This is a genomic window from Curtobacterium sp. MCLR17_034, assembly GCF_003234485.1.
Taxonomy (GTDB): Bacteria; Actinomycetota; Actinomycetes; order Actinomycetales; family Microbacteriaceae; genus Curtobacterium; species Curtobacterium flaccumfaciens.
This window is the reverse complement of sequence record NZ_QKTH01000005.1, coordinates 151,940-169,064: the sequence shown is the minus strand read 5'-3', so window position 1 is coordinate 169,064 and position 17,125 is coordinate 151,940. Positions and strand designations below refer to the sequence as shown.

Annotated in this window: 18 protein-coding genes; 8 read left to right on the top strand and 10 right to left on the bottom strand. The window is 66.5% G+C overall.

The window, feature by feature from the left end; genetic code table 11:
• The first annotated feature begins 76 nt into the window (after positions 1–76).
• Positions 77–793: an alpha/beta hydrolase gene (locus tag DEI98_RS07990; protein ID WP_181437980.1), complete on the top strand. Its 717-nt coding sequence runs from the start codon at positions 77–79 to the stop codon at positions 791–793.
• 148 nt (positions 794–941) lie between these two features.
• Here the strand turns inward: DEI98_RS07990 and DEI98_RS07985 are convergent, their stop codons facing one another.
• The 5 genes from DEI98_RS07985 to DEI98_RS07960 form a co-directional block, all read right to left on the bottom strand.
• Positions 942–1,547, bottom strand: coding sequence for a hypothetical protein (locus DEI98_RS07985; RefSeq protein WP_181437979.1), 606 nt, complete (start codon positions 1,545–1,547; stop codon positions 942–944).
• Positions 1,544–2,431: a hypothetical protein gene (locus DEI98_RS18340; protein ID WP_146243469.1), complete on the bottom strand. Its 888-nt coding sequence runs from the start codon at positions 2,429–2,431 to the stop codon at positions 1,544–1,546. The genes DEI98_RS07985 and DEI98_RS18340 overlap by 4 nt, the downstream gene beginning before the upstream one ends.
• A gap of 1 nt (position 2,432) precedes the next feature.
• Complete coding sequence (locus DEI98_RS07975) at positions 2,433–3,005, bottom strand: hypothetical protein (protein WP_146243468.1); 573 nt, start codon at positions 3,003–3,005, stop codon at positions 2,433–2,435.
• Between the two features lie 1,346 nt (positions 3,006–4,351).
• Positions 4,352–4,570, bottom strand: coding sequence for a cold-shock protein (locus tag DEI98_RS07965; RefSeq protein ID WP_258370778.1), 219 nt, complete (start codon positions 4,568–4,570; stop codon positions 4,352–4,354).
• Positions 4,571–4,645: 75 nt separating this feature from the next.
• Positions 4,646–4,840 carry a hypothetical protein gene (locus DEI98_RS07960; RefSeq protein WP_111100431.1) on the bottom strand — a complete coding sequence of 65 codons (195 nt, stop codon included), beginning with the start codon at positions 4,838–4,840 and terminating at the stop codon, positions 4,646–4,648.
• A 161-nt stretch (positions 4,841–5,001) separates the two neighbouring features.
• Here DEI98_RS07960 and DEI98_RS07955 point away from each other — a divergent pair, with 161 nt between their 5' ends.
• The 6 genes from DEI98_RS07955 to DEI98_RS07930 all read left to right on the top strand — a co-directional run bounded on the left by DEI98_RS07955 (position 5,002) and on the right by DEI98_RS07930 (position 10,330).
• A complete protein-coding gene (locus DEI98_RS07955) occupies positions 5,002–6,600 on the top strand; it encodes a helix-turn-helix domain-containing protein (protein WP_146243467.1) in 1,599 nt (532 codons plus the stop codon).
• Between the two features lie 186 nt (positions 6,601–6,786).
• Positions 6,787–7,614 carry a hypothetical protein gene (locus tag DEI98_RS07950; protein ID WP_111100429.1) on the top strand — a complete coding sequence of 276 codons (828 nt, stop codon included), beginning with the start codon at positions 6,787–6,789 and terminating at the stop codon, positions 7,612–7,614.
• A gap of 95 nt (positions 7,615–7,709) precedes the next feature.
• A complete protein-coding gene (locus DEI98_RS07945) occupies positions 7,710–8,795 on the top strand; it encodes a hypothetical protein (protein WP_146243466.1) in 1,086 nt (361 codons plus the stop codon).
• 22 nt (positions 8,796–8,817) lie between these two features.
• Positions 8,818–9,114, top strand: coding sequence for a hypothetical protein (locus DEI98_RS07940; RefSeq protein WP_111100427.1), 297 nt, complete (start codon positions 8,818–8,820; stop codon positions 9,112–9,114).
• Positions 9,115–9,148: 34 nt separating this feature from the next.
• Positions 9,149–9,520 carry a hypothetical protein gene (locus DEI98_RS07935; RefSeq protein WP_111100426.1) on the top strand — a complete coding sequence of 124 codons (372 nt, stop codon included), beginning with the start codon at positions 9,149–9,151 and terminating at the stop codon, positions 9,518–9,520.
• A gap of 117 nt (positions 9,521–9,637) precedes the next feature.
• Entirely contained in the window at positions 9,638–10,330 is a 693-nt protein-coding gene (locus DEI98_RS07930; RefSeq protein WP_111100425.1) for an HAD family hydrolase, read from the top strand.
• Positions 10,331–10,529: 199 nt separating this feature from the next.
• Here DEI98_RS07930 and DEI98_RS07925 read toward each other — a convergent pair whose 3' ends face one another.
• The 5 genes from DEI98_RS07925 to DEI98_RS07905 form a co-directional block, all read right to left on the bottom strand.
• Entirely contained in the window at positions 10,530–11,417 is an 888-nt protein-coding gene (locus tag DEI98_RS07925; RefSeq protein ID WP_146243465.1) for a carboxypeptidase-like regulatory domain-containing protein, read from the bottom strand.
• A 226-nt stretch (positions 11,418–11,643) separates the two neighbouring features.
• Positions 11,644–12,879: an acyl-CoA dehydrogenase family protein gene (locus DEI98_RS07920; RefSeq protein ID WP_111100423.1), complete on the bottom strand. Its 1,236-nt coding sequence runs from the start codon at positions 12,877–12,879 to the stop codon at positions 11,644–11,646.
• Between the two features lie 417 nt (positions 12,880–13,296).
• Entirely contained in the window at positions 13,297–13,722 is a 426-nt protein-coding gene (locus DEI98_RS07915; protein WP_111100422.1) for a hypothetical protein, read from the bottom strand.
• Between the two features lie 261 nt (positions 13,723–13,983).
• Positions 13,984–15,033 carry a methionine synthase gene (locus DEI98_RS07910; RefSeq protein WP_111100421.1) on the bottom strand — a complete coding sequence of 350 codons (1,050 nt, stop codon included), beginning with the start codon at positions 15,031–15,033 and terminating at the stop codon, positions 13,984–13,986.
• A 37-nt stretch (positions 15,034–15,070) separates the two neighbouring features.
• Positions 15,071–16,027, bottom strand: a complete 957-nt coding sequence (locus DEI98_RS07905; RefSeq protein WP_111100420.1) for a putative oxygenase MesX — start codon at positions 16,025–16,027, stop codon at positions 15,071–15,073.
• A 120-nt stretch (positions 16,028–16,147) separates the two neighbouring features.
• Here DEI98_RS07905 and DEI98_RS07900 point away from each other — a divergent pair, with 120 nt between their 5' ends.
• Positions 16,148–17,089, top strand: coding sequence for a LysR family transcriptional regulator (locus tag DEI98_RS07900; protein ID WP_017886883.1), 942 nt, complete (start codon positions 16,148–16,150; stop codon positions 17,087–17,089).
• The last annotated feature ends 36 nt before the right edge of the window (positions 17,090–17,125 follow it).

The window sequence follows — 17,125 nt, the reverse complement described above, 5'->3', positions numbered from 1 at the left end:
ACTCCAAGTGCGTCTCGATAGCCGATCGGCAAGCGAGACAGCCGGCCCGTGAAGCTGGATGTGCTTCGATACCCCGATGAAGCTCCACGTTGAGGTGCATGGCCAGGGGGACCGCACGGCGGTGCTGCTGCACGGGATGATGGGTTCTCGCGAGAGCTGGTGGCGAGTGGTGCCGCTGCTGGTCGCGAGCGGCTATCGCGTCCTAGCGGTTGATCTTCCGGGCCACGGACTGTCACCACGCGACGACACCAGGACGGTGGATCGGGCCGCTCGATCGATCGCGGAGTGCGTTGCCGACGAATGCGGATCGACGCCTGACCTCGTGATGGGCCATTCGTACGGTGCGCTGCTCCTCGCAGCGGCTGTGGACGCCGGGCTGCTCGCCCCGGCTCTCTCGGTCTACATCGATGCGCCCTTCACGTCGCGCGGCGGCTGGGACCGCACCGAGCTCACCGCCGAATACGAGCAGGACAAACGAGCGCGCACGTACGACGGGCTCCTAGCATCGCGGCCGTACTACAGCGACCAGGACTGCGTGGTCGAGGCTCGTGCAGCGGACTACTTCGATCCGGCCACGGCGGCCTCGCCCGCGACGGGCCCTGGGATGTGCTTCGAGCCGGAACCCAGATCGATCATCGTGCGAGCGAAGCCGAGCCTGTACGTCGATGACGTGACAGCGGCGCACCACGAGAGCCGCGGTGTGATCGTCCGGAACTTCCCCGGAGCAGCACACTCCGTCTGGTACAGCCACTTCGATCAGTTCGTTGCCGCGCTACCCGAGGTGTTCCGGTAGCCCATTGCCTATCGGCCGCTCGACAGCCCTCGGGGGCGCCGAGCTTGGACGGGATCCCGTTCGAACCGTCAGTTTCTGGCCGGGTCTCGGCGGCGGAGGCGCGGCAGGACCAGATCCTGATCCCAGATTGCTTCGCAGGCGTCCGGCTTCAGGACGAGGACGACAGCCTCGCGAGTACGGAGGCCAGTAGCTCGTGTGGGTCCGCCGTGACCAAGTCGGCACCGCTGCGACTGGCGTCCCCTGCCGCGACCTGAGTCAGCGTTGTGTATACGATCACGGTCGCGCCGGGGTGCAACGTCCCGACATGGCGGATAAATTCGGACACCGGCGTGCCGTCCTGACGGCTCCAGTTAGTGATCACGACGTCGTATCGCAGGCTTTTGAGATACTCCATTGCGCCGCTCGCATGCGTCGTCTTTGTGATGGCCAGTCCCAGGCGTTCGAGGGCAATGCTCTCGTGGACGCTATTGTCCGGGTGGTCGTCCACCCACAGGATACGACCGAGACGGACAGAGGCGGGCAGCTTCACAGCGGCGGTGTCGAGTGTCTGCCCGCGCTCGGCCGCGGCAGCGCGCACATCCTCGCTGACCGCTTCGCGCGTCTCCGCCCCGACGGTCACTTGGACGTCGAGGAGCTTCGCGACCGAGATCTTGAGGTCACCCGCACGTCCGCGCGCCACCGCTCCCCACGTGATCGCCCCGACGACGACAATGATCAGCACTCCGAGGATCAGCGACACCACTTCACTGCTCATGCCTGACGGCCTCCCTGTCTCAGCTCGATCGCTTCGATCGCCACGTTGATCGAAAAACGTGCCCATCCTGACAGCTCTGAAGCCGCCTCGCGGAGCCTGCGGGCAAATCCTTCAACGCGGTCGACTCCTAGTGCAACCAGCGCGATGATATCGAGGTCGGGGATGTCGACGGGCGCGCTCGCATTCCTCCACAGATAGCGGTTGGAAGAGGCCAGGCTCGCCGCGTCTTCGAAACGGCGGGACATCCCGACGAGCACACGCAGCAGGACGGACGCGCGGTCGTGGTCCATGAGGGCGAGGCCGGCTCGGACGTACGTCTGCACCGGAGCGCCGAGCGCTCCCACCGGGGCGGTCCCCAATCCCATAGCAGGGAGGTCCGCGATCGCTGCGAGCTCGTCGCGGAATTCGTCCGCGAGCTCTGGTGTCGCGGCCGCGGCGACGAAGAGGTAGGCCTGCTGCTGTCGAGAGGCGAGGCCGCGCCGCTCGAACCGGTCGGACTCAACGGGCGAGCCCGCCACCGCGTTGCGCAGCTGGCGAATCACGTCCCCCTCACTTAGTAGCGGACCGTCGGCATTGACCGTCCGGCAGGCCGCTCCGAGGAAGTGGCCGTAGGGAAGGCCGAGCTGGGAGAACCAGCGGGCGGCTGTCGCCAGACGGTCGAATGCGTCGTCGGTGCCCAGAGCCAACGACCACTGAGCGGCCTCCCGATAGGCCGTCGCCGCCTCTAGGCGGTTCGCTTCGCTGGTGCCCGTCTGCGGCTCGCTGATCGTCGCCTCGCGGGCGTAGTCCTCTCCGGCCAACTGCGCGTATGCGGTAGCAAATGCCACCCGGGCGGAGGCGCGCTCGGGGTCGACCCCGAGATATCCGAGTTCTGCCGCGGTCATGTCAGATCATCTCACGCACGTTGGATAAGCTCTCGGGCGCGATGAACGACCGGTTCGGACGGATCCAGTCCCGCTGGAGGACGTTGCTCGACCGGTCCCAGCTCCACTTCTCGCACGACTGGATCTGGGTCGCGGGTACGTTGATCTTGGCCACGATCTCGCCTTCGGTCTGGAAGGCGGAGTACCGGCGATAGGAGTTGAGGTCACGCACCTCTTCGGCCACGCCCTCCACCTCGACGGCCGGTCGCGGTGCCAGCACCAGCCAGCACACGAACAGGTACGCGGATGGTTTGGCGCCGAACTCGGTCCCGAACCAAAGTGCCGTCTTGCGGGCGCGATGGGCGAAGTTGGTGGCCGCGGCCGATTGCCGCTCCATGGCGCCAGCGGAGAGCGAGATGAATGGCGTGATCTCCCGAAACGGCCGGCCCGTCGCAGGATCCGGGTCGTCGAAGTGGTTGACGTGTCGGTCGAGCGCGCTGAGTGTCAGCTGCCCGGAAACCTCCGAGGGGTGGATCATGCCGCTGTCCCGCCACCAATTGGAGACAAGGCCCTCGCCGCTGTCGATGAGCCCCATTGCAATGTCATCGTCGGGGAGGCTGAGACCCTTCACGCACCACTGGACAATCAATCCTGCCACCCCTCTGACGGACGTGTGACGCGGATGCGCGTCTCCGCTCTCCCCCAGGCTAGCGCGAGGGGCGGAGTAACGGGAGTTTTCCCTCCCATGAATCAGAAACCTTCGAGCACTAATGCCTGGCGTAATCCCGCTCTTCGTGATCAGGGGTCGGCAGTATTTTCCCGCGGGCGACAGGTGTCGGGTATCGGCCTGACGATCACGGTGCTCGCGGTTGGTCGTGCTGCAACGGTCGGCGTTGTTTGGTTCGCTACATCATGGTCTGTGGTGAGGGGCAACGCGTTGCGCTGGGCGCAGTGAATGCTCGTCGTCGTTCAGGCCGGTCTGTGGCTGCTAGCCGCCGCACCGTGCGCGTGGCGATGGAGGCACAGCTGAAGTGCGCTCTGGGTTGCAGTGGGCGTGTTCGCCACTGTGTTCTTCGTCGTAGCGACGTTCTTGCTCGTCGCGTCCCTGCCCTGCCCTTCGTTTTGCTGAGGACGGCGCCTTTTCCGACGGTGCCGGAGTCTCCCTTCCCCTAGGTCCGACGCCATCTTTCACCGTGCGGCAGCAGATCGGCTATCGGAAACCGCAGAGCCCTCGATTTCAGGTACTCAGGCCGGACAAACCGAGAGAGACGCACTTACCTCGGCCCACCCAGGCCAGCGTTAGTGAGGCGCTGACAGCGCGAAGCTAATGAGCGCCGACTGGATACCGCTTCACGATCGGCTGACGGACGCGAGCAGCAGCGAGCGTAGCCCCAAAACTGGGGCTGAGCAGCGGTGGCAATTCTTCGGTAATCGGCAGCGCTTGCACCGGCTGCGTTGGGTGAGCGCGGTAGCGGCGGTGATGTTCCTCGTGGTTGGAGTGAGCGAGGTGATCCTGGCTGACGGCTCTGTCCTGCACGTCGTGGTTGGGACCCTCTTCTTGCTCATGTCGTTCACAAGGATTGGTAGGGGATCGGTCAATGAGAAAGTCGCTGGCCGTCTGTCACGCTCGAGAACGCACCGCGTCAGGCATCCTCGTTCCATGGAATTCTCGTGGTGGACGTGGGTAGGCCTCATGGTCATCTTGCTGGCGGGCTTCGTGCTGATGGGCCGAGGTGGTGTGATTGCGGTCCGACGAGATGGGATGGGCAGGGGGCGACCGGAGCGCGGGTCAAGCGCTCCTTGGTGGTGGGCGGGAGTCGGCCTGTGTGGCGTCGCGGGCGTCCTTTTGATCCTGTGGGTCGTCGCCCTCGACAGCTGATCCTGAGAGCCCTCGACCCTTGCCGACGGCACGTATCGCCGCAATGACGGATCGATCACCGATCAGACGATGGTGACATTGTGGGCACGGAAGAAGTAGCCATCCTGCCCCGGCGGGTACGGCTCTACTTCGAACCGAACACGTTGTCCGGCTCTCAGCGAGTGGTAGCCGGTCGTGTTGACGTTGGAGAAGTGAACGAAGACCTCCGAATCGGCCTCGTTCGAACGGAGAGCACCCCAACCGTCATCGTCACTCCACCAGACACACACGCCATCGACCATCTGCACCAGCGCCCGCTACCGCGCTAGGTCGTCCGGTAGGCGATCGGCTACCGAACGAGCGCTTGCGCTAGTGGGTTAGCGCTTGTCCTGATTGCGGAGGCTCCACACACCGAGATACAGCGACCAGGGCATCATCACGACCAGCGGCAGCCAGGAGCCGATCCGGCCAGTGTTGATGATCAGGTTCAGGAGCCCCAGGGCAAGCATGAGCGCGGCAGCGACGGCGACGAACCAGGCGAGTGCTCGCGGCAAGGGCTTGAGTGATCCCACGTCGGAACGCTATCTGCCGCGGTCGTCCGATGGTCGATCGGTCATTGAGACGGTCCACTAGCCACTCGCGGTCGTCGTCGCTGCCAGGCTTACCGGCGTCCGCTCACCGACCGGCTATCGGACAGTTCAGTGGGACCGCTGTGCGTGTGAGGATCGGCCACATGGTTGTCGTTGACGGTCGCGTAGACCGCGAAAAGCTCTCTGAACTCCTTACGTTCGAAGCTGAGCAGGAGGCTCTAGATTTCAAGGCGACACTCGACCTCGCCGATCCCAAGCATCAAGTCGAGCATGTGAAGGATCTGCTCGCGATGATGTCGCTGCCTGCCGGCGGCTACATCGTCGTCGGAGTCGACAACAGCGGCAAGCCGGCTATGGACCAACAGCCGATTGATCCGAAGCAGTTCGATTCGGCTGTACTGCAGCAGAAGGTCTCGGCGTATGTAGACGGCCGACTGTCGATCGTCGCAGCCGTGCACGAGCTGCAGACCGAAGTCGGTACGCGCGAAGTGGCTCTAATCTTCGCCGGGCCGCCGCCGGGTTTGCTTCCCTTGGTCGTCACAAAGCAGGGCCAGTACGACCGTAGCGGCGGCCGGAAGCCGGAAGTCGTGTTTCGTCCAGGGCAAGTCGTCGTTCGAGACGGCACAACGACGACAAGGCTCGCCGAACACTTCTGGCCTCGGCTACTCGAGCGATACACCGAGAGAGTCAAAGATGACGCCCGCCGCGATGTCGACGCGCTTGTCCGTCGCATCGTCGAGATGCTCGACGATCAGCGCAGCGCTGCCTCAGGCCTGGGCGCAGAGCCCTCGCTCGCGATTGACCTCGGGATGGACCCGAAGACGTTCGCAATCGCTGCGGACGCGTTGATCGAGTCGGGCAGCCTGCCGCGCCTGACTCGTTTCCTTCTTCGAGCAGACGACGCGTTGCGTGCGGTAGCAGCGTCCGGCAACCTCGCGTCGGCCAACGGCCTGCTTGACCGATTGTTCACGCTTGCGGAGACAGCTCTGCTCTACGGAACATCTGAGCAGTTCGACCGGGTCATCGACGCTCTTGCCCGCTACTACAGCGCGATCCCGACACTTCCGGATGCTGTCACAAACGAGACTGCCTCGGAACGCGGGCGGGCCTCTGCGATGTTCGAGGTGCTGTCCCGGCTGTACGTCCTCGGGTCACTGGCAGTGCGGCAGTCCCGGTGGGAGCAATTGCGGTCACTCGTGCTTCGCCCTTACGAGGTGAACGAAACCTACTCGTACGCCTCCTGGATCCGTCACGCGCTGACGATGTCTGCTCGCGCAGGCGTGCTGCGGTCGAAGGAAAATGACGTCGAGGGCGCGCCGGTGATCTCGCGTGCGTTGCAGCTCATGATGGAATCTCCGGAACTGCGCCCCGACGTCGGAATTGTCGATCCGCGTACCCGCGCCCGACTCTATGACAGCTTGTGCGAGTTCGATATCCTCTGGTGCGTTGTCGCACAAACCGCCACCGACCGGCCAGACGCCATGGATTTCTACCCGAGCAGCTCCGAGATCGATCAGGTGCATGCAAATGGTGCGTTCACACTGATCGCGAAGGATCGCGCCGCGCGCCGCCTCCTGCTCCCTGCGAAGTCGGACCAAGAGATCGCAACCGCACTCCTGTACGTGTGGGCGCGCGCCTACCGGCAGTCCTGGCAACACGATGGCTGGTGGGATCGCCTCCCTGCCGGTGTGTACCAGTGGGCGAAGGACGCGGGTGCGGTCGAGCCTGATCTGAACGGCTAAGTCGCCTTGCGGGTATGAGACCTACCGGGCGAGGTGTTGGCGGGCGTCGCCGTCGTGACCGGTGACCGATCAACCATCGGCTCCGGAGATGGTGAAGCGGCCGCCTGCGCGCGACGTCGGTGGCCGAGGGGACGATGGGCACATGACGATCGAGGCACAAGATGTCCCGCGAAGCGCTGGCCAGGGATGAGCAGCGACGAGGGCGTGCGAGAACGGCAGGAGCAGGTGCTGACGGCATTCGTGCTGCGCGCCCGCAGGGTGCGGGCACACTCGCTCGCGCTGGATCTGCCAGCACTCCGGCAGATGCAGCACCCACAGTTCACCATCATCGGTCGAACGGACTCCCGGTATGTGACGCTCCGGACGGAGTACCCGCCCGAGGAGCAGGTCGAGAGCGCGGCCGCGCGCATACGTCCGCTGCTACCGCAAGGCGATGACACGCATTACGGCAAGGCGATGAACGCGCTGTTGTACTTTGCGAAGGCGGACGGGGCGGATCAGGAAGCGATTGACGGGCTAAAGGCGCTTCGAAAGGAGTGGATCGGGGTGGCGTCGGAGAATAGTTCCCGATTGACGTACGAAGTGCGCGTCAAGCGCGGCGAGGACCCGGAAGAGTCGATGAATGACCGCCGGCTGGCGTTCGCGTGGATCTATGGCGACGTGGTTCACGCGGACAGGAAGCGGCGAGACGGCGCCGAGGTGTTCGGCGTCGAAGAGCGATTTCACGGCGCTGTGCCGCTGGTCGCGCAACTCATGGTCCTCACGATTCGAACGCTCGAAAGGGTCGCAAGGTTACACGGCCGCAAGCTCATGCCGTTCTTGCACGATGCCTTCGCAGAGGACGTAGTGGTCTCAAGGCAGGTCGTCGAGCGCAAAGCTGAAGCGTGGGTCGGGAAATACAGAGAAGGCGACCGGCCGCCGGTCGTACCGCCGGGGGAGCAACCTGGCGAGGGGTGGAAGCGGTTCGGAGACGAGTTCGGTCCCGCCAGCGCTGACAAGCAGTCAGGCACCTAATCAAATCGTCGCCCGCCGAGTAGATTTGGGCCGGTCGTCGCCACAACCGGGCTTCAGCGACACGGCTGAACTCCCTGATGCGGCAGACTGCGGCCATGTATCTCGAGGTCCATCCCGAAGGCCCCTCACTCACGCCAGCGCAGGCGAAGACGCTCGATGACGAGTTCTTCCGGTCCGACCCCGGGTCGCACTATTCGTCTCGGATTGCTGGGCTGCTCCGCGACGCCGATGCCGCCCCCACTCTGTCTCGGGCCGAGCAGCCTGCCTTCTTCAAGGCCCTTGGCATCCGGACCGACGAACTCTCGGTCGGGAAGCCGGAGGACCGCGACATGCAGGTCGCGGTCGACGCGTTGGCACTCCGCCATCAGTGCGCGGAGGCGCTCTCGCGCTTCGTCTACGCCGTCTCGACGGCTACGCCTCGACAGGGCGATGCGCCGTGCACTTGGTTGGCGGTCTCTGACAGTCCGACCAGCACAGCCGACGTCATCAAGAAGAGCCTGGCGTCGTTCAAGTCGGACGACGAGCTGTGGGTGCGCTTGGTCCTTCCACCGGAGGCACGTGGCAATGCCCGATCTCGATCGGCGGCGTACACCGCTCTCGAGTGGGTCGAGCACGCGGAGTACCTCCTGACCGACGACGAGCTCTCGGTCAACGTCGGCCACAACAAGTTCAAGCACGGCCTCGCCGTGAGCAGCCGCAACGATGTTCGTGTCGAGCTCGTGAGCGAAGCCCCGAACGAGAACGGCGAGGTCCCTCTGAGTGCGTTTGGGGAGGGGAAGTCCCTCCCCCTTTTCGACCGACCGCTCTTCACGTTCTTGTCGAGGCCGCACGGGAAGCCTCCAAGGGGCATCGAGGCCATCTCCATTCGCGTCGACGTCCCGACTGTGCTCGCAGAGACCTGGATGATGGCGAACGTCTACGCGGCGCTCTTCCACGTCGCGGCGCTCAAGCACTTTGGTCCCGACGGGCACGAAAACCTCGCGACATTTCCTACGCTCGTGATCAACCATCCTCCGAAGCGAGTGGTGGCCGGCAGCCCTCTCGGTTTCCGGGCGCCGGTGACCGACCCGGCTGACAAATCGGTGGCCGCCCGCCCGTCCGGGGTGGTCTTCTACGACGGCTTCATGCCTGTCACGGTCGATTACTCCAGCAAGACCAGCGGCGTCATCGTCGACGAGTAGGGGGTCGCGAAGTAGGCATGAGGTGGCCACCCAGGACTACGGCGATCATCACGCCGGTCTGGCCTGGAGCGGCGGCCAACGGATCCACGGCCCCGACCTCGCGGACGTGCCGAAACGCTTGAAAATTGACAGCTTCGCGGTGGCTCAGCAGACCGAAAAGATGACGACCGCGGCAATCGCCAGCGACGTCTGGAGCGTCTCACTGACCGATCCGCAACCGGGCGGTGAGGGCGGCAGGCATTCCGATTGCGACCCCTCCCGGAAAGCGGCCGCGCTGGTCGACGCTGCACTCGAAGCAGCCCGCCGCGTGGCACTCTGATGACATTCGACAAACGAACCAGACCAGGAACCAGATGGCCTCCCGCATCCAACCCGTACCGCTCGGTGACCGTGGCGCGCTGTGGAACCTCGTCCTCATCTGGGTCGTCATCGTTGTCGGACTGCTGGCCGCGATCGGCTGCGTCGGGTACATCCTCAACGAAAGCCTCATCTCGTACAGCACCTGCAGCGGCCGAGACGTGGACCCATGCACAGACGCCGGCTGGTTCAGCAGCATGGGCCTCACATTCTTCGGCGGCTTCGCAGCAGTCATAACGGGAGGTGCGATCGGCATCCGTCGCCACTACCGCGCCAGCGGCGTCTGGTACCCGCTCGCCGGCCTCGGCGGCGCGCTCCTGCTGACCGCGGCCGCCGTCGTCGTCCTCAAGGCGGCAACAAAGACGTAGAGCAACAAAGACGTAGATCTCCACACTGCGCCGTCGCGGCCGTCAGGTTTGGACGGCCGCAGTCCCCGTCTCAGTGAGCCATCGTGGAACGGACGAGGCGAGTTCTAGTCTGGTCGGGTGGGGGTATTGCGAGCAGTGTGCTTCGACCTGGATGGAACCCTGTTCGATCACAGAGGGTCAGCACGAGCGGGTGCCACCCGCTTCCTCGAGAGCCTGGGGATAGCCGCGACGGAGTCTGCGCTGGAGTCGTGGTTTGCCGCCGAAGACGCGCAGTTCGAGCGGTGGCGGTCCGGGCAGATCAGCTTCCAAGAGCAACGACGCGAGCGCCTTCGCACCGCGTTGCCATCTCTCGGCTGCCAACCTCCGTCGGATGAGATCGGCTTGGACTCGTTGTTCGACGGCTACCTCGCCTCGTATCGTGCGTCGTGGCGGGTGTTCCCCGGGAGTGTGTCGCTGCTGCGGGAGCTCCGTGGGCGGGGATACCGCCTGGGTTTGCTCACCAACGGCACCGAAGAGCAACAGCTCGACAAGCTCACGTACACCGGTCTCGACGGCGCCTTCGACGCGGTCTGCGTCTCCGAACGCATCGGCTTGCAGAAGCCGGACGAGCGGGCGTTCCTGACCGTGGCGCACGAGCTCGGAGTCGACGCCTCCGACTGCCTGTTCGTCGGCGACAGTGCAGCGCACGACATCGCTGGCGCGCGCACCGCCGGTATGCACGGCCTGTTGGTCAACCACTCCGCGGAAGAAGCGGTGGGTATCAAGACTGCCGTGCTGGCGTGCATCACGGCTCACGGCGACGCCCGGTAGCCGATCGGCTTCCGCGCGCGGAGCGCGGGCGCATTGCCGCGACCGTGTTCCGGACGGGAGGCGCGGTGCCAGCTGGCACCGTGCCTCCCGTCCGTCGCTTCTCACGCGATAGCGTGCAGCCACGCAGCCAGCTGCGTCCGGACAGTCCGTTGCTTGAAATGGTGCTGGGCCGAACCACCGAAGGGTGGCGCCCGACCACTCAGCGCGACACCGTCTCCGGTACCGTGCCGCCCCAACCGTTGAACCCGCCGAACACGACCTTCACGGGGACGGCCTGCGCTCGGTCGGCCACGTACCGGTACACGCCGCCCGGACGTCCGAGCCACAGCACCTGCGCGGTCGTTGTGGTCGTCGCCGCCGTTCGGAGCTCCACCACGTACTGGCCGGAGGGGATCTGGAACTGCGCCGTCTGCTCGCTGTCGAGCAGCGTTGAGAACCGGGTCGAGAACGACGCCCCGGTCGTTGCGTTCGTCACGGTGACGCTCGCGCCGCTCAGCTGCGCCGACGGGGCGCGGGACGCCGAGGCCGCGTAGACGACCAGGTCGTAGTCGCTGTGGGCGTAGTGCTGTGACAACGTGACCCGCGAAGCCGGGAGGGTCCCTCGCTGCTGGTACACCCGGGTCTTCCAGACGGCGGGCGACGCCGTTCCGCTGGCGTAGGCCTCGATGCGGTACTTCCCGGTGCTCAACCCGACGAACTGGTACCCGCCCGTGCTGTCCGAGGTCGTCCGGAACACCTGCGAGGTGTCCTCGTTCCAGGCGTACATCAGGCGCCCGGCGGCGGGTCCCGTGGGGCCGACCACACCACCCTGCACGGTGGCACCGATCACGAGCGGCACGGTGACCGCGACCGTCGAACCACCGCGGACGGCGATGCCGGAGCGGAGTCCGGGTGCGTAGGTCTCCGTTCCGTGCGGCGGGAGCTGCCGCGTCGTCACCGTGACGGTGTCCGGTGCGGGGATGCCGGTGAACGTGGCGGTGCCGTCATCGTCGGTGGTGGCGTTCCCGACGACGACGTCCGTGCCGATCGCTGCGAGTTCGACGTCCGCCAGCCGGATCGCGGTACCGTCCGGCGTTGCGAGCTGCACGGTGATCGTTCCGGATCCGGCCGCAGTCGCTGGCGGCGCCAGGCCGATCAGCGCGCCTGCTGCCATCGCAACGACCAGTGTCGTCCCCGTGATCAGTCGCATCGTGTTCCCCGATCGTCGGCCAGCCGTGCGTTGCCAGGGACTGTACGCGTCCGGCGGGCGTCGGGCGGCGGGGAAGCGCATCGCCGCAGCGGTCACGCGGAAGTCGTCTCCGATTCGACAGGCGTCACGAGGTTCGGGTCGCGCCGATCGCCCAGACGCGGGGCGGTTCGGCACCGTTCACCGCGTGGTCGCCGATGATCCGCGCCTTGAACACCCACGGGTTGTGGCTGCCCGCGGTACGGGCGTTCCGCCAGTGCCGGTCGAGGTTCTTCGTCGTGCTCACCCCGGACGCCGCGAGCGCGTCGAACAGGTGCGAGGTCGCCGTCGTCGCCAGCGTGGTCAGCGCCACCTGCGCCTGCGCGGTCGCGAGTTCGGCGCGGTCGTTGCGGCGCTCGTCCTCGGCTGTGTCGAGCCCGGCTCCCTCGTACGCACCCTGCAGGGCTGCGGCGGCCCGGTCGACGATCGCGGTGGCGGCGAACCCGGCCGCCGACACCTCGCCGACGACCTGGAGGATCTGCGGGTCGGCCGCGAACGTGTCGGCGTTGCCGTGTGAGAAGACGCGGGTGCGGTTGCGGACCTCGCGCGCGATCTCCCGTTCGGCTGCGAGGACGGACCCGGCGAGGACGCTCAACAGCACGCCCTGGTAGAACGCCGTCTGGTACTTGAACCGCTCGTCGAAGGGGATCACCGCGTCGGCCTGCACGACGGCGTCGTCGAAGGTGCTGGTCCCGGAGCCGGTGGTGCGCTGCCCGAACCCGTCCCAGTCGTCGGTGTGGGTGACCCCGGGCTGGTGCGCGTCGACGATCGCGATGACCCGCTCGCCGGTGTCCGTGCGCTCGGCGTAGGTGTCGATCCAGTCGGCGAAGATGCTGCCGGTCGAGTAGTACTTCTGCCCGGTGATCCGGAACGTGCCGTCCGGCTGCGGGGTCACCTTCGTGATCACGTCGCCGACCTGCACTGACCCGACTTCTGTCCACGAGTTGCCGGCGATCTCACCACGGCCGAAGCGGTCCAGCCACCCCTCGCGTTCCCCGGTCCGTGCGACCAACCGATCCTCCACCAGCGCGAAGTGGCCGCGGAGGGCCTGGGGGATGTTGCTGTCAGCGGCGGCGAGTTCGGTCAGCAGGCGGAACAGCTGGGGCAGTGTCGCCCCGGCTCCGCCGTGGGCGACGGGGACGCGGACGGCGCCGAATCCTGCCGCGGCGAGTTCGCGGATCTCCTCGAACGGGAGGCGGTGGTCGCGTTCGCGCTCGGAGGCGCCGGCAGCGACGCGGTCGAAGATCGGACGGAAGCGGGCGAGGAGCTCGTCGTCGGCGCCCTCGTCGATCCTGCTGTCGGCGGTCTGGTTGCTGATGGTCACGAGGACTCCTTCGTGCTCTGGGTTGCTACCTGTCGCGTGGTGTGGCGTCGTCTGGTGTCGATTCGTCCGGTGTGGGCGGACAGCCCGACCAGTTGTGCGCCATCGCGAGACTGTGGCATCGCCGAACGCCCGCGAGAAGGGTTGTGTCGATGTGTGTCGGAGGGTGACTTCCCATGACACGTGACCACGCTGCGACGAGGTGGGGGTTCGCAACAGCCTCATCGCGGTGCTGCGCGTGTGTGATGGCCGCGGAGCCCGTCGGACGAAGACGGGCATGCTCCTCCGAGAGACCCGCGTCGGCCACGCTCACAGCAACGCGCATCAACGAGGGAGTACGCACCCGCCAGAGGACCGGCCGCTGGCTTGCTTGGGTGTGGGCGAAAGCCGTGGCCTCGGCGCTGTTCACCCCGGTGTGGTTCAGGCCGGCGGGGTCGTCCCTGCGCCCTCGGTGTCGTCCGCACCCGCAAGACCCGTCCCGGCCTGGTCGAGGTTCTCGTGTGGGTCGCCCATGTCCCCGGTTGCAGCGCCGACGGGGGACAGCCCGAAGTGTCCGCGGACGGCGTTCGCCTCGGCGGGGGACAAGGTGTGTCCGGCTCCGAGGGACGGCGCGTCCTTGATTGCGTCCTTCGTGTACCCGACGTGCACGTCCGTGCCGTCGAACGTGGCGTCGTCGGCGGGGACGAGCGCCTGGTGTCGCCCGAGCAGTCCCGTCGCGACACAGACGTAGGCCGCACTGCCGTCCTCGTCGGAGGGGAACACCTGCACGACCTTGCCGACTGATACGCCGTTGCGATCCCGGACAGTCGCACTCTCGACCTGGTGGATGACGCCCTTGGTGATCATGAACGTAGTCAACGCCCTCGAGTCTGACGCTTCGCAGACGCCGTCCCCCTGGTGGGCGGGGTGGACTCGATCAACCACCGGACGCACGCCGATGGTGACGGCGAGACGCCTGTCGTGATCCGTACCCGGTGTCGACGCCACCTGTCGGCGCAACCGCAGCCGGGCCTCCAGGCCGGATCGAGAGCCGCCCACGCGGCGGACGCAACACGAACGGCGGCTCTCCTCCTTCCGGAAGAGAGCCGCCGTGGTGTCTCGCGGTGATCAGTGGGCCGACGGGACCGCCGTGCCGACGAGCTCGGCCCGCACGATGTCCGCACCAGCCGACAGCGCGCCGAGCTTGTCCAGCGCCGCACCCCGCGCCAGGGGAGCCATCCCGCAGTTGGAACTCGGGATGAGCTTGTCTGCATCGACGAACTCAAGCGCCCTACGTAGCACCTCCGCGACCTCTTCCGGGGTCTCCACGGTCTCGGTCGCGACGTCGATCGCCCCGAGCATGACCTTCTTCCCGCGGATCAGTTCCACGAGCTCGAGGGGAACGTGGGAGTGGATGGACTCCAGCGAGACGATGTCGATCGACGACTGCTGCAGCAGCGGGAAGGACTGCTCGTACTGCCGCCACTCCGCGCCGAGCGTTTCCTTCCACTTGTTGTTGGCCTCGATGCCGTAGCCGTAACAGATGTGCACGGCGGTCTCGGCGCGCAGGCCCTCGGTCGCGCGTTCGAGCGCGGCCACGCCCCAGTCCTGCACCTCGTCGTGGAAGACGGTGAAGGCGGGCTCGTCGAACTGGATGATGTCGACGCCGGCGGCTTCGAGCTCGCGAGCTTCCTGGTTGAGGATCGTGGCGAACTCCCACGCCAGCTTCTCGCGGCTCTTGTAGTGCTGGTCGGAGAGCGTGTCGATCATGGTCATCGGGCCGGGGAGTGCCCACTTGATCGGACGGTCGGTCTGGGCGCGGAGGAAGCGGGCGTCGTCCACGAACACGGGTGCGCGTCGGCTGACGGCACCGACGACGGTCGGGACGGCCGCGTCGTACCGGTCACGGATCCGGACGGTCTCCTTGCGCTCGAGGTCGACGCCGTCCAGGTGCTCGATGAACGTCGTGACGAAGTGCTGGCGGGTCTGCTCGCCGTCGCTGACGATGTCGATGCCGCGGCGCTCCTGCTCGTGGACGGCGGAGCGGAGTGCGTCCTGCTTGCCCTCGGTGAGCGCTGCGCCCTGCAGGTTCCAGGGGGACCAGAGCTTCTCGGGCTCGGCGAGCCAGGACGGTTTCGGCAGGCTGCCGACGATCGAGGTGGGGAGGAGAGAACGCATGGGAGTGACGGTCCAGTCAGTCGAAGGGCAGAGGAAGTCAGCGCGCGAGGGCGGGGTCAGCCCACCGGGCGAGGAGTGCGTGGTGCGGCCGCACCAGGTGCTCCTCGGTCCACCGGCCCTGCGTGATCCCGAGGCGGCTGCGCTCCTCGCGGTCGTACGTCACCGGGGTGGGCGTGAAGTCGGTGTGGTCGAGGGTGGGGCGGTAGGTGCTCCCGGCCGGGGTGTTCGCGGCGTAGACCTCCGGGCGGTAGATCTTCTGGAACGTCTCCATGGTGGCGATCGTGCCGATGAGCTGCAGGTCCGTGTAGTCGCCGGTCAGGTCGCCGCGGGTGTAGAACGCGAGCGGGGCCGACGCCCCGGCGGGCTGGAAGTAGCGGACCCGCATGCCCATCCGGCCGAAGTAGTCGTCGGTGAGCGAGGAGTGCTCGTGCTCGTACTCGGCGCCGAGGACCGGGTGGACGTACCCGGTGCGGCGGTAGGTCTGGCTCGTCGAGACGCTGATGCACACGACGGGCTCGGCACTGAAGTCTGAGCGGAACGCGGACGACTCCAGGAAGCGCTGGAAGAGCGCCCCGTGCAGCGCCCCGAAGTCAGACGGCAAGCCCGGCGATGACGGCAGCAGGACGGAGAAGTCGTAGTCGCGCAGGTACGACGAGAAGTTGTTGCCGAGGATGCCGTGGTGGTGCTCGCCGGTGTGCTGGTCGACGATCGTGACGTCGAGCATCTCGAGCAGCGGGAACTCGGCGTCCGATCCACCGTCGGAGAACTGCAGTGCGGCCGAGACGATGTCGAGCTGCAGGCGGTAGCGGTCACCGGCAGCCAAGAGCTCGTTCGCGCGCCCGTCGATCATCGCCAGCGCAGCGCGGAGGTTCTCCTGCCGGCGCTCGCCGCGCGCCAGGTTGGCGAAGTTCGTGGTCAGCCGGGAGCTGTCGGCGGGGGAGTAGTCCTCGTCGAACCGGGTCCGGGTGATGCTGAAGGTGAGGTCGTTCGCCATGGTCGGCAATCTGTTCGTCGAGCGCCCGCGGGCGCTGGGGAAGGGGATACGTCGATCATGACGGGAATGGCGAGCCATCAGGTAATACCGAGACGCTATGCACCGGTATAGCCTCGGCCTATGGCCCGGGTCTCGAACGACATCACCCTGCAGCAGCTCCGGTACTTCATCGAGGTCGCGACGGAGGGCTCGATCAGCGCAGCGGCCGACCTGCTCTACGTGTCGCAGCCGACGATGTCCGCGGCGATGAAGGACCTCGAGACGCGGATCGGGCGCCCGCTCTTCACCCGATCAGCCCGAGGAGTCGTGCTCACCGTCGACGGCGTCGAGTTCCTCGGGTACGCCCGGCAGGTCGTCGAGCAGGTCTCCCTGCTCGAGCAGCGCTACGTCGGCGGCCAGCGGTCGCGTCGGCTGCTCGGGGTGTCCGCCCAGCACTACTCGTTCGCGGTGGAGGCCTTCGTCCGCATGGTCGAAGCAGCGGCTGCGGACGAGTACGAGTTCTCACTCCGCGAGACGCGCACTTGGGACATCATCGAGGACGTCCGCACCCTGCGCAGCGAGGTGGGCATCCTCTACCGCAACGACTTCAACAAGCAGGTGCTCGGCAAGCTGCTGCGGGACGCCGGCGTCGTGTTCACACCGCTGTTCGTCGCGCAGCCGCACATCTTCGTGGCCAAGCGGAACCCGCTCGCGTCGCGGGAGCGTGCGACCCTCGAGGACCTCGCCGACCTGCCTCGGCTCACGTTCGACCAGGGTGCGAACAACTCCTTCTACCTGGCCGAGGAGATCCTGTCGACGATGTCGAGCAAGCGGGAGATCCGTGTCTCGGACCGGGCGACGATCTTCAACCTCATGATCGGCCTGGGCGGGTACACGATCTCGACCGGGCTGATCAGCGACGACCTCGACCCCGAGATCGTCGCCATCCCACTCGACGTCGACGAACGCATCGAGATCGGCTGGATCGCGCACGCCTCGGTTCCCCTCACCGTGCAGGCGCAGGCGTACCTGGACGAGTTGCGTGCGGTGGTCACCAGCTACGGCGTCGAGCCGCTCGGGTAGGCAGGCGGCGGGTCCGGCGGTTCCAGCGATCGGCCT

Excerpts from the sequence above, each read along its gene's own strand:
- DEI98_RS07990 (WP_181437980.1), top strand. The coding sequence starts at position 77 with ATGAAGCTCCACGTTGAGGTGCATGGCCAGGGGGACCGCACGGCGGTG.
- DEI98_RS07985 (WP_181437979.1), bottom strand. The coding sequence starts at position 1,547 with ATGAGCAGTGAAGTGGTGTCGCTGATCCTCGGAGTGCTGATCATTGTC.
- DEI98_RS18340 (WP_146243469.1), bottom strand. The coding sequence starts at position 2,431 with ATGACCGCGGCAGAACTCGGATATCTCGGGGTCGACCCCGAGCGCGCC.
- DEI98_RS07975 (WP_146243468.1), bottom strand. The coding sequence starts at position 3,005 with ATGGGGCTCATCGACAGCGGCGAGGGCCTTGTCTCCAATTGGTGGCGG.
- DEI98_RS07965 (WP_258370778.1), bottom strand. The coding sequence starts at position 4,570 with ATGGTCGATGGCGTGTGTGTCTGGTGGAGTGACGATGACGGTTGGGGT.
- DEI98_RS07955 (WP_146243467.1), top strand. The coding sequence starts at position 5,002 with ATGGTTGTCGTTGACGGTCGCGTAGACCGCGAAAAGCTCTCTGAACTC.
- DEI98_RS07950 (WP_111100429.1), top strand. The coding sequence starts at position 6,787 with ATGAGCAGCGACGAGGGCGTGCGAGAACGGCAGGAGCAGGTGCTGACG.
- DEI98_RS07945 (WP_146243466.1), top strand. The coding sequence starts at position 7,710 with ATGTATCTCGAGGTCCATCCCGAAGGCCCCTCACTCACGCCAGCGCAG.
- DEI98_RS07935 (WP_111100426.1), top strand. The coding sequence starts at position 9,149 with ATGGCCTCCCGCATCCAACCCGTACCGCTCGGTGACCGTGGCGCGCTG.
- DEI98_RS07915 (WP_111100422.1), bottom strand. The coding sequence starts at position 13,722 with ATGATCACCAAGGGCGTCATCCACCAGGTCGAGAGTGCGACTGTCCGG.
- DEI98_RS07910 (WP_111100421.1), bottom strand. The coding sequence starts at position 15,033 with ATGCGTTCTCTCCTCCCCACCTCGATCGTCGGCAGCCTGCCGAAACCG.
- DEI98_RS07905 (WP_111100420.1), bottom strand. The coding sequence starts at position 16,027 with ATGGCGAACGACCTCACCTTCAGCATCACCCGGACCCGGTTCGACGAG.
- DEI98_RS07900 (WP_017886883.1), top strand. The coding sequence starts at position 16,148 with ATGGCCCGGGTCTCGAACGACATCACCCTGCAGCAGCTCCGGTACTTC.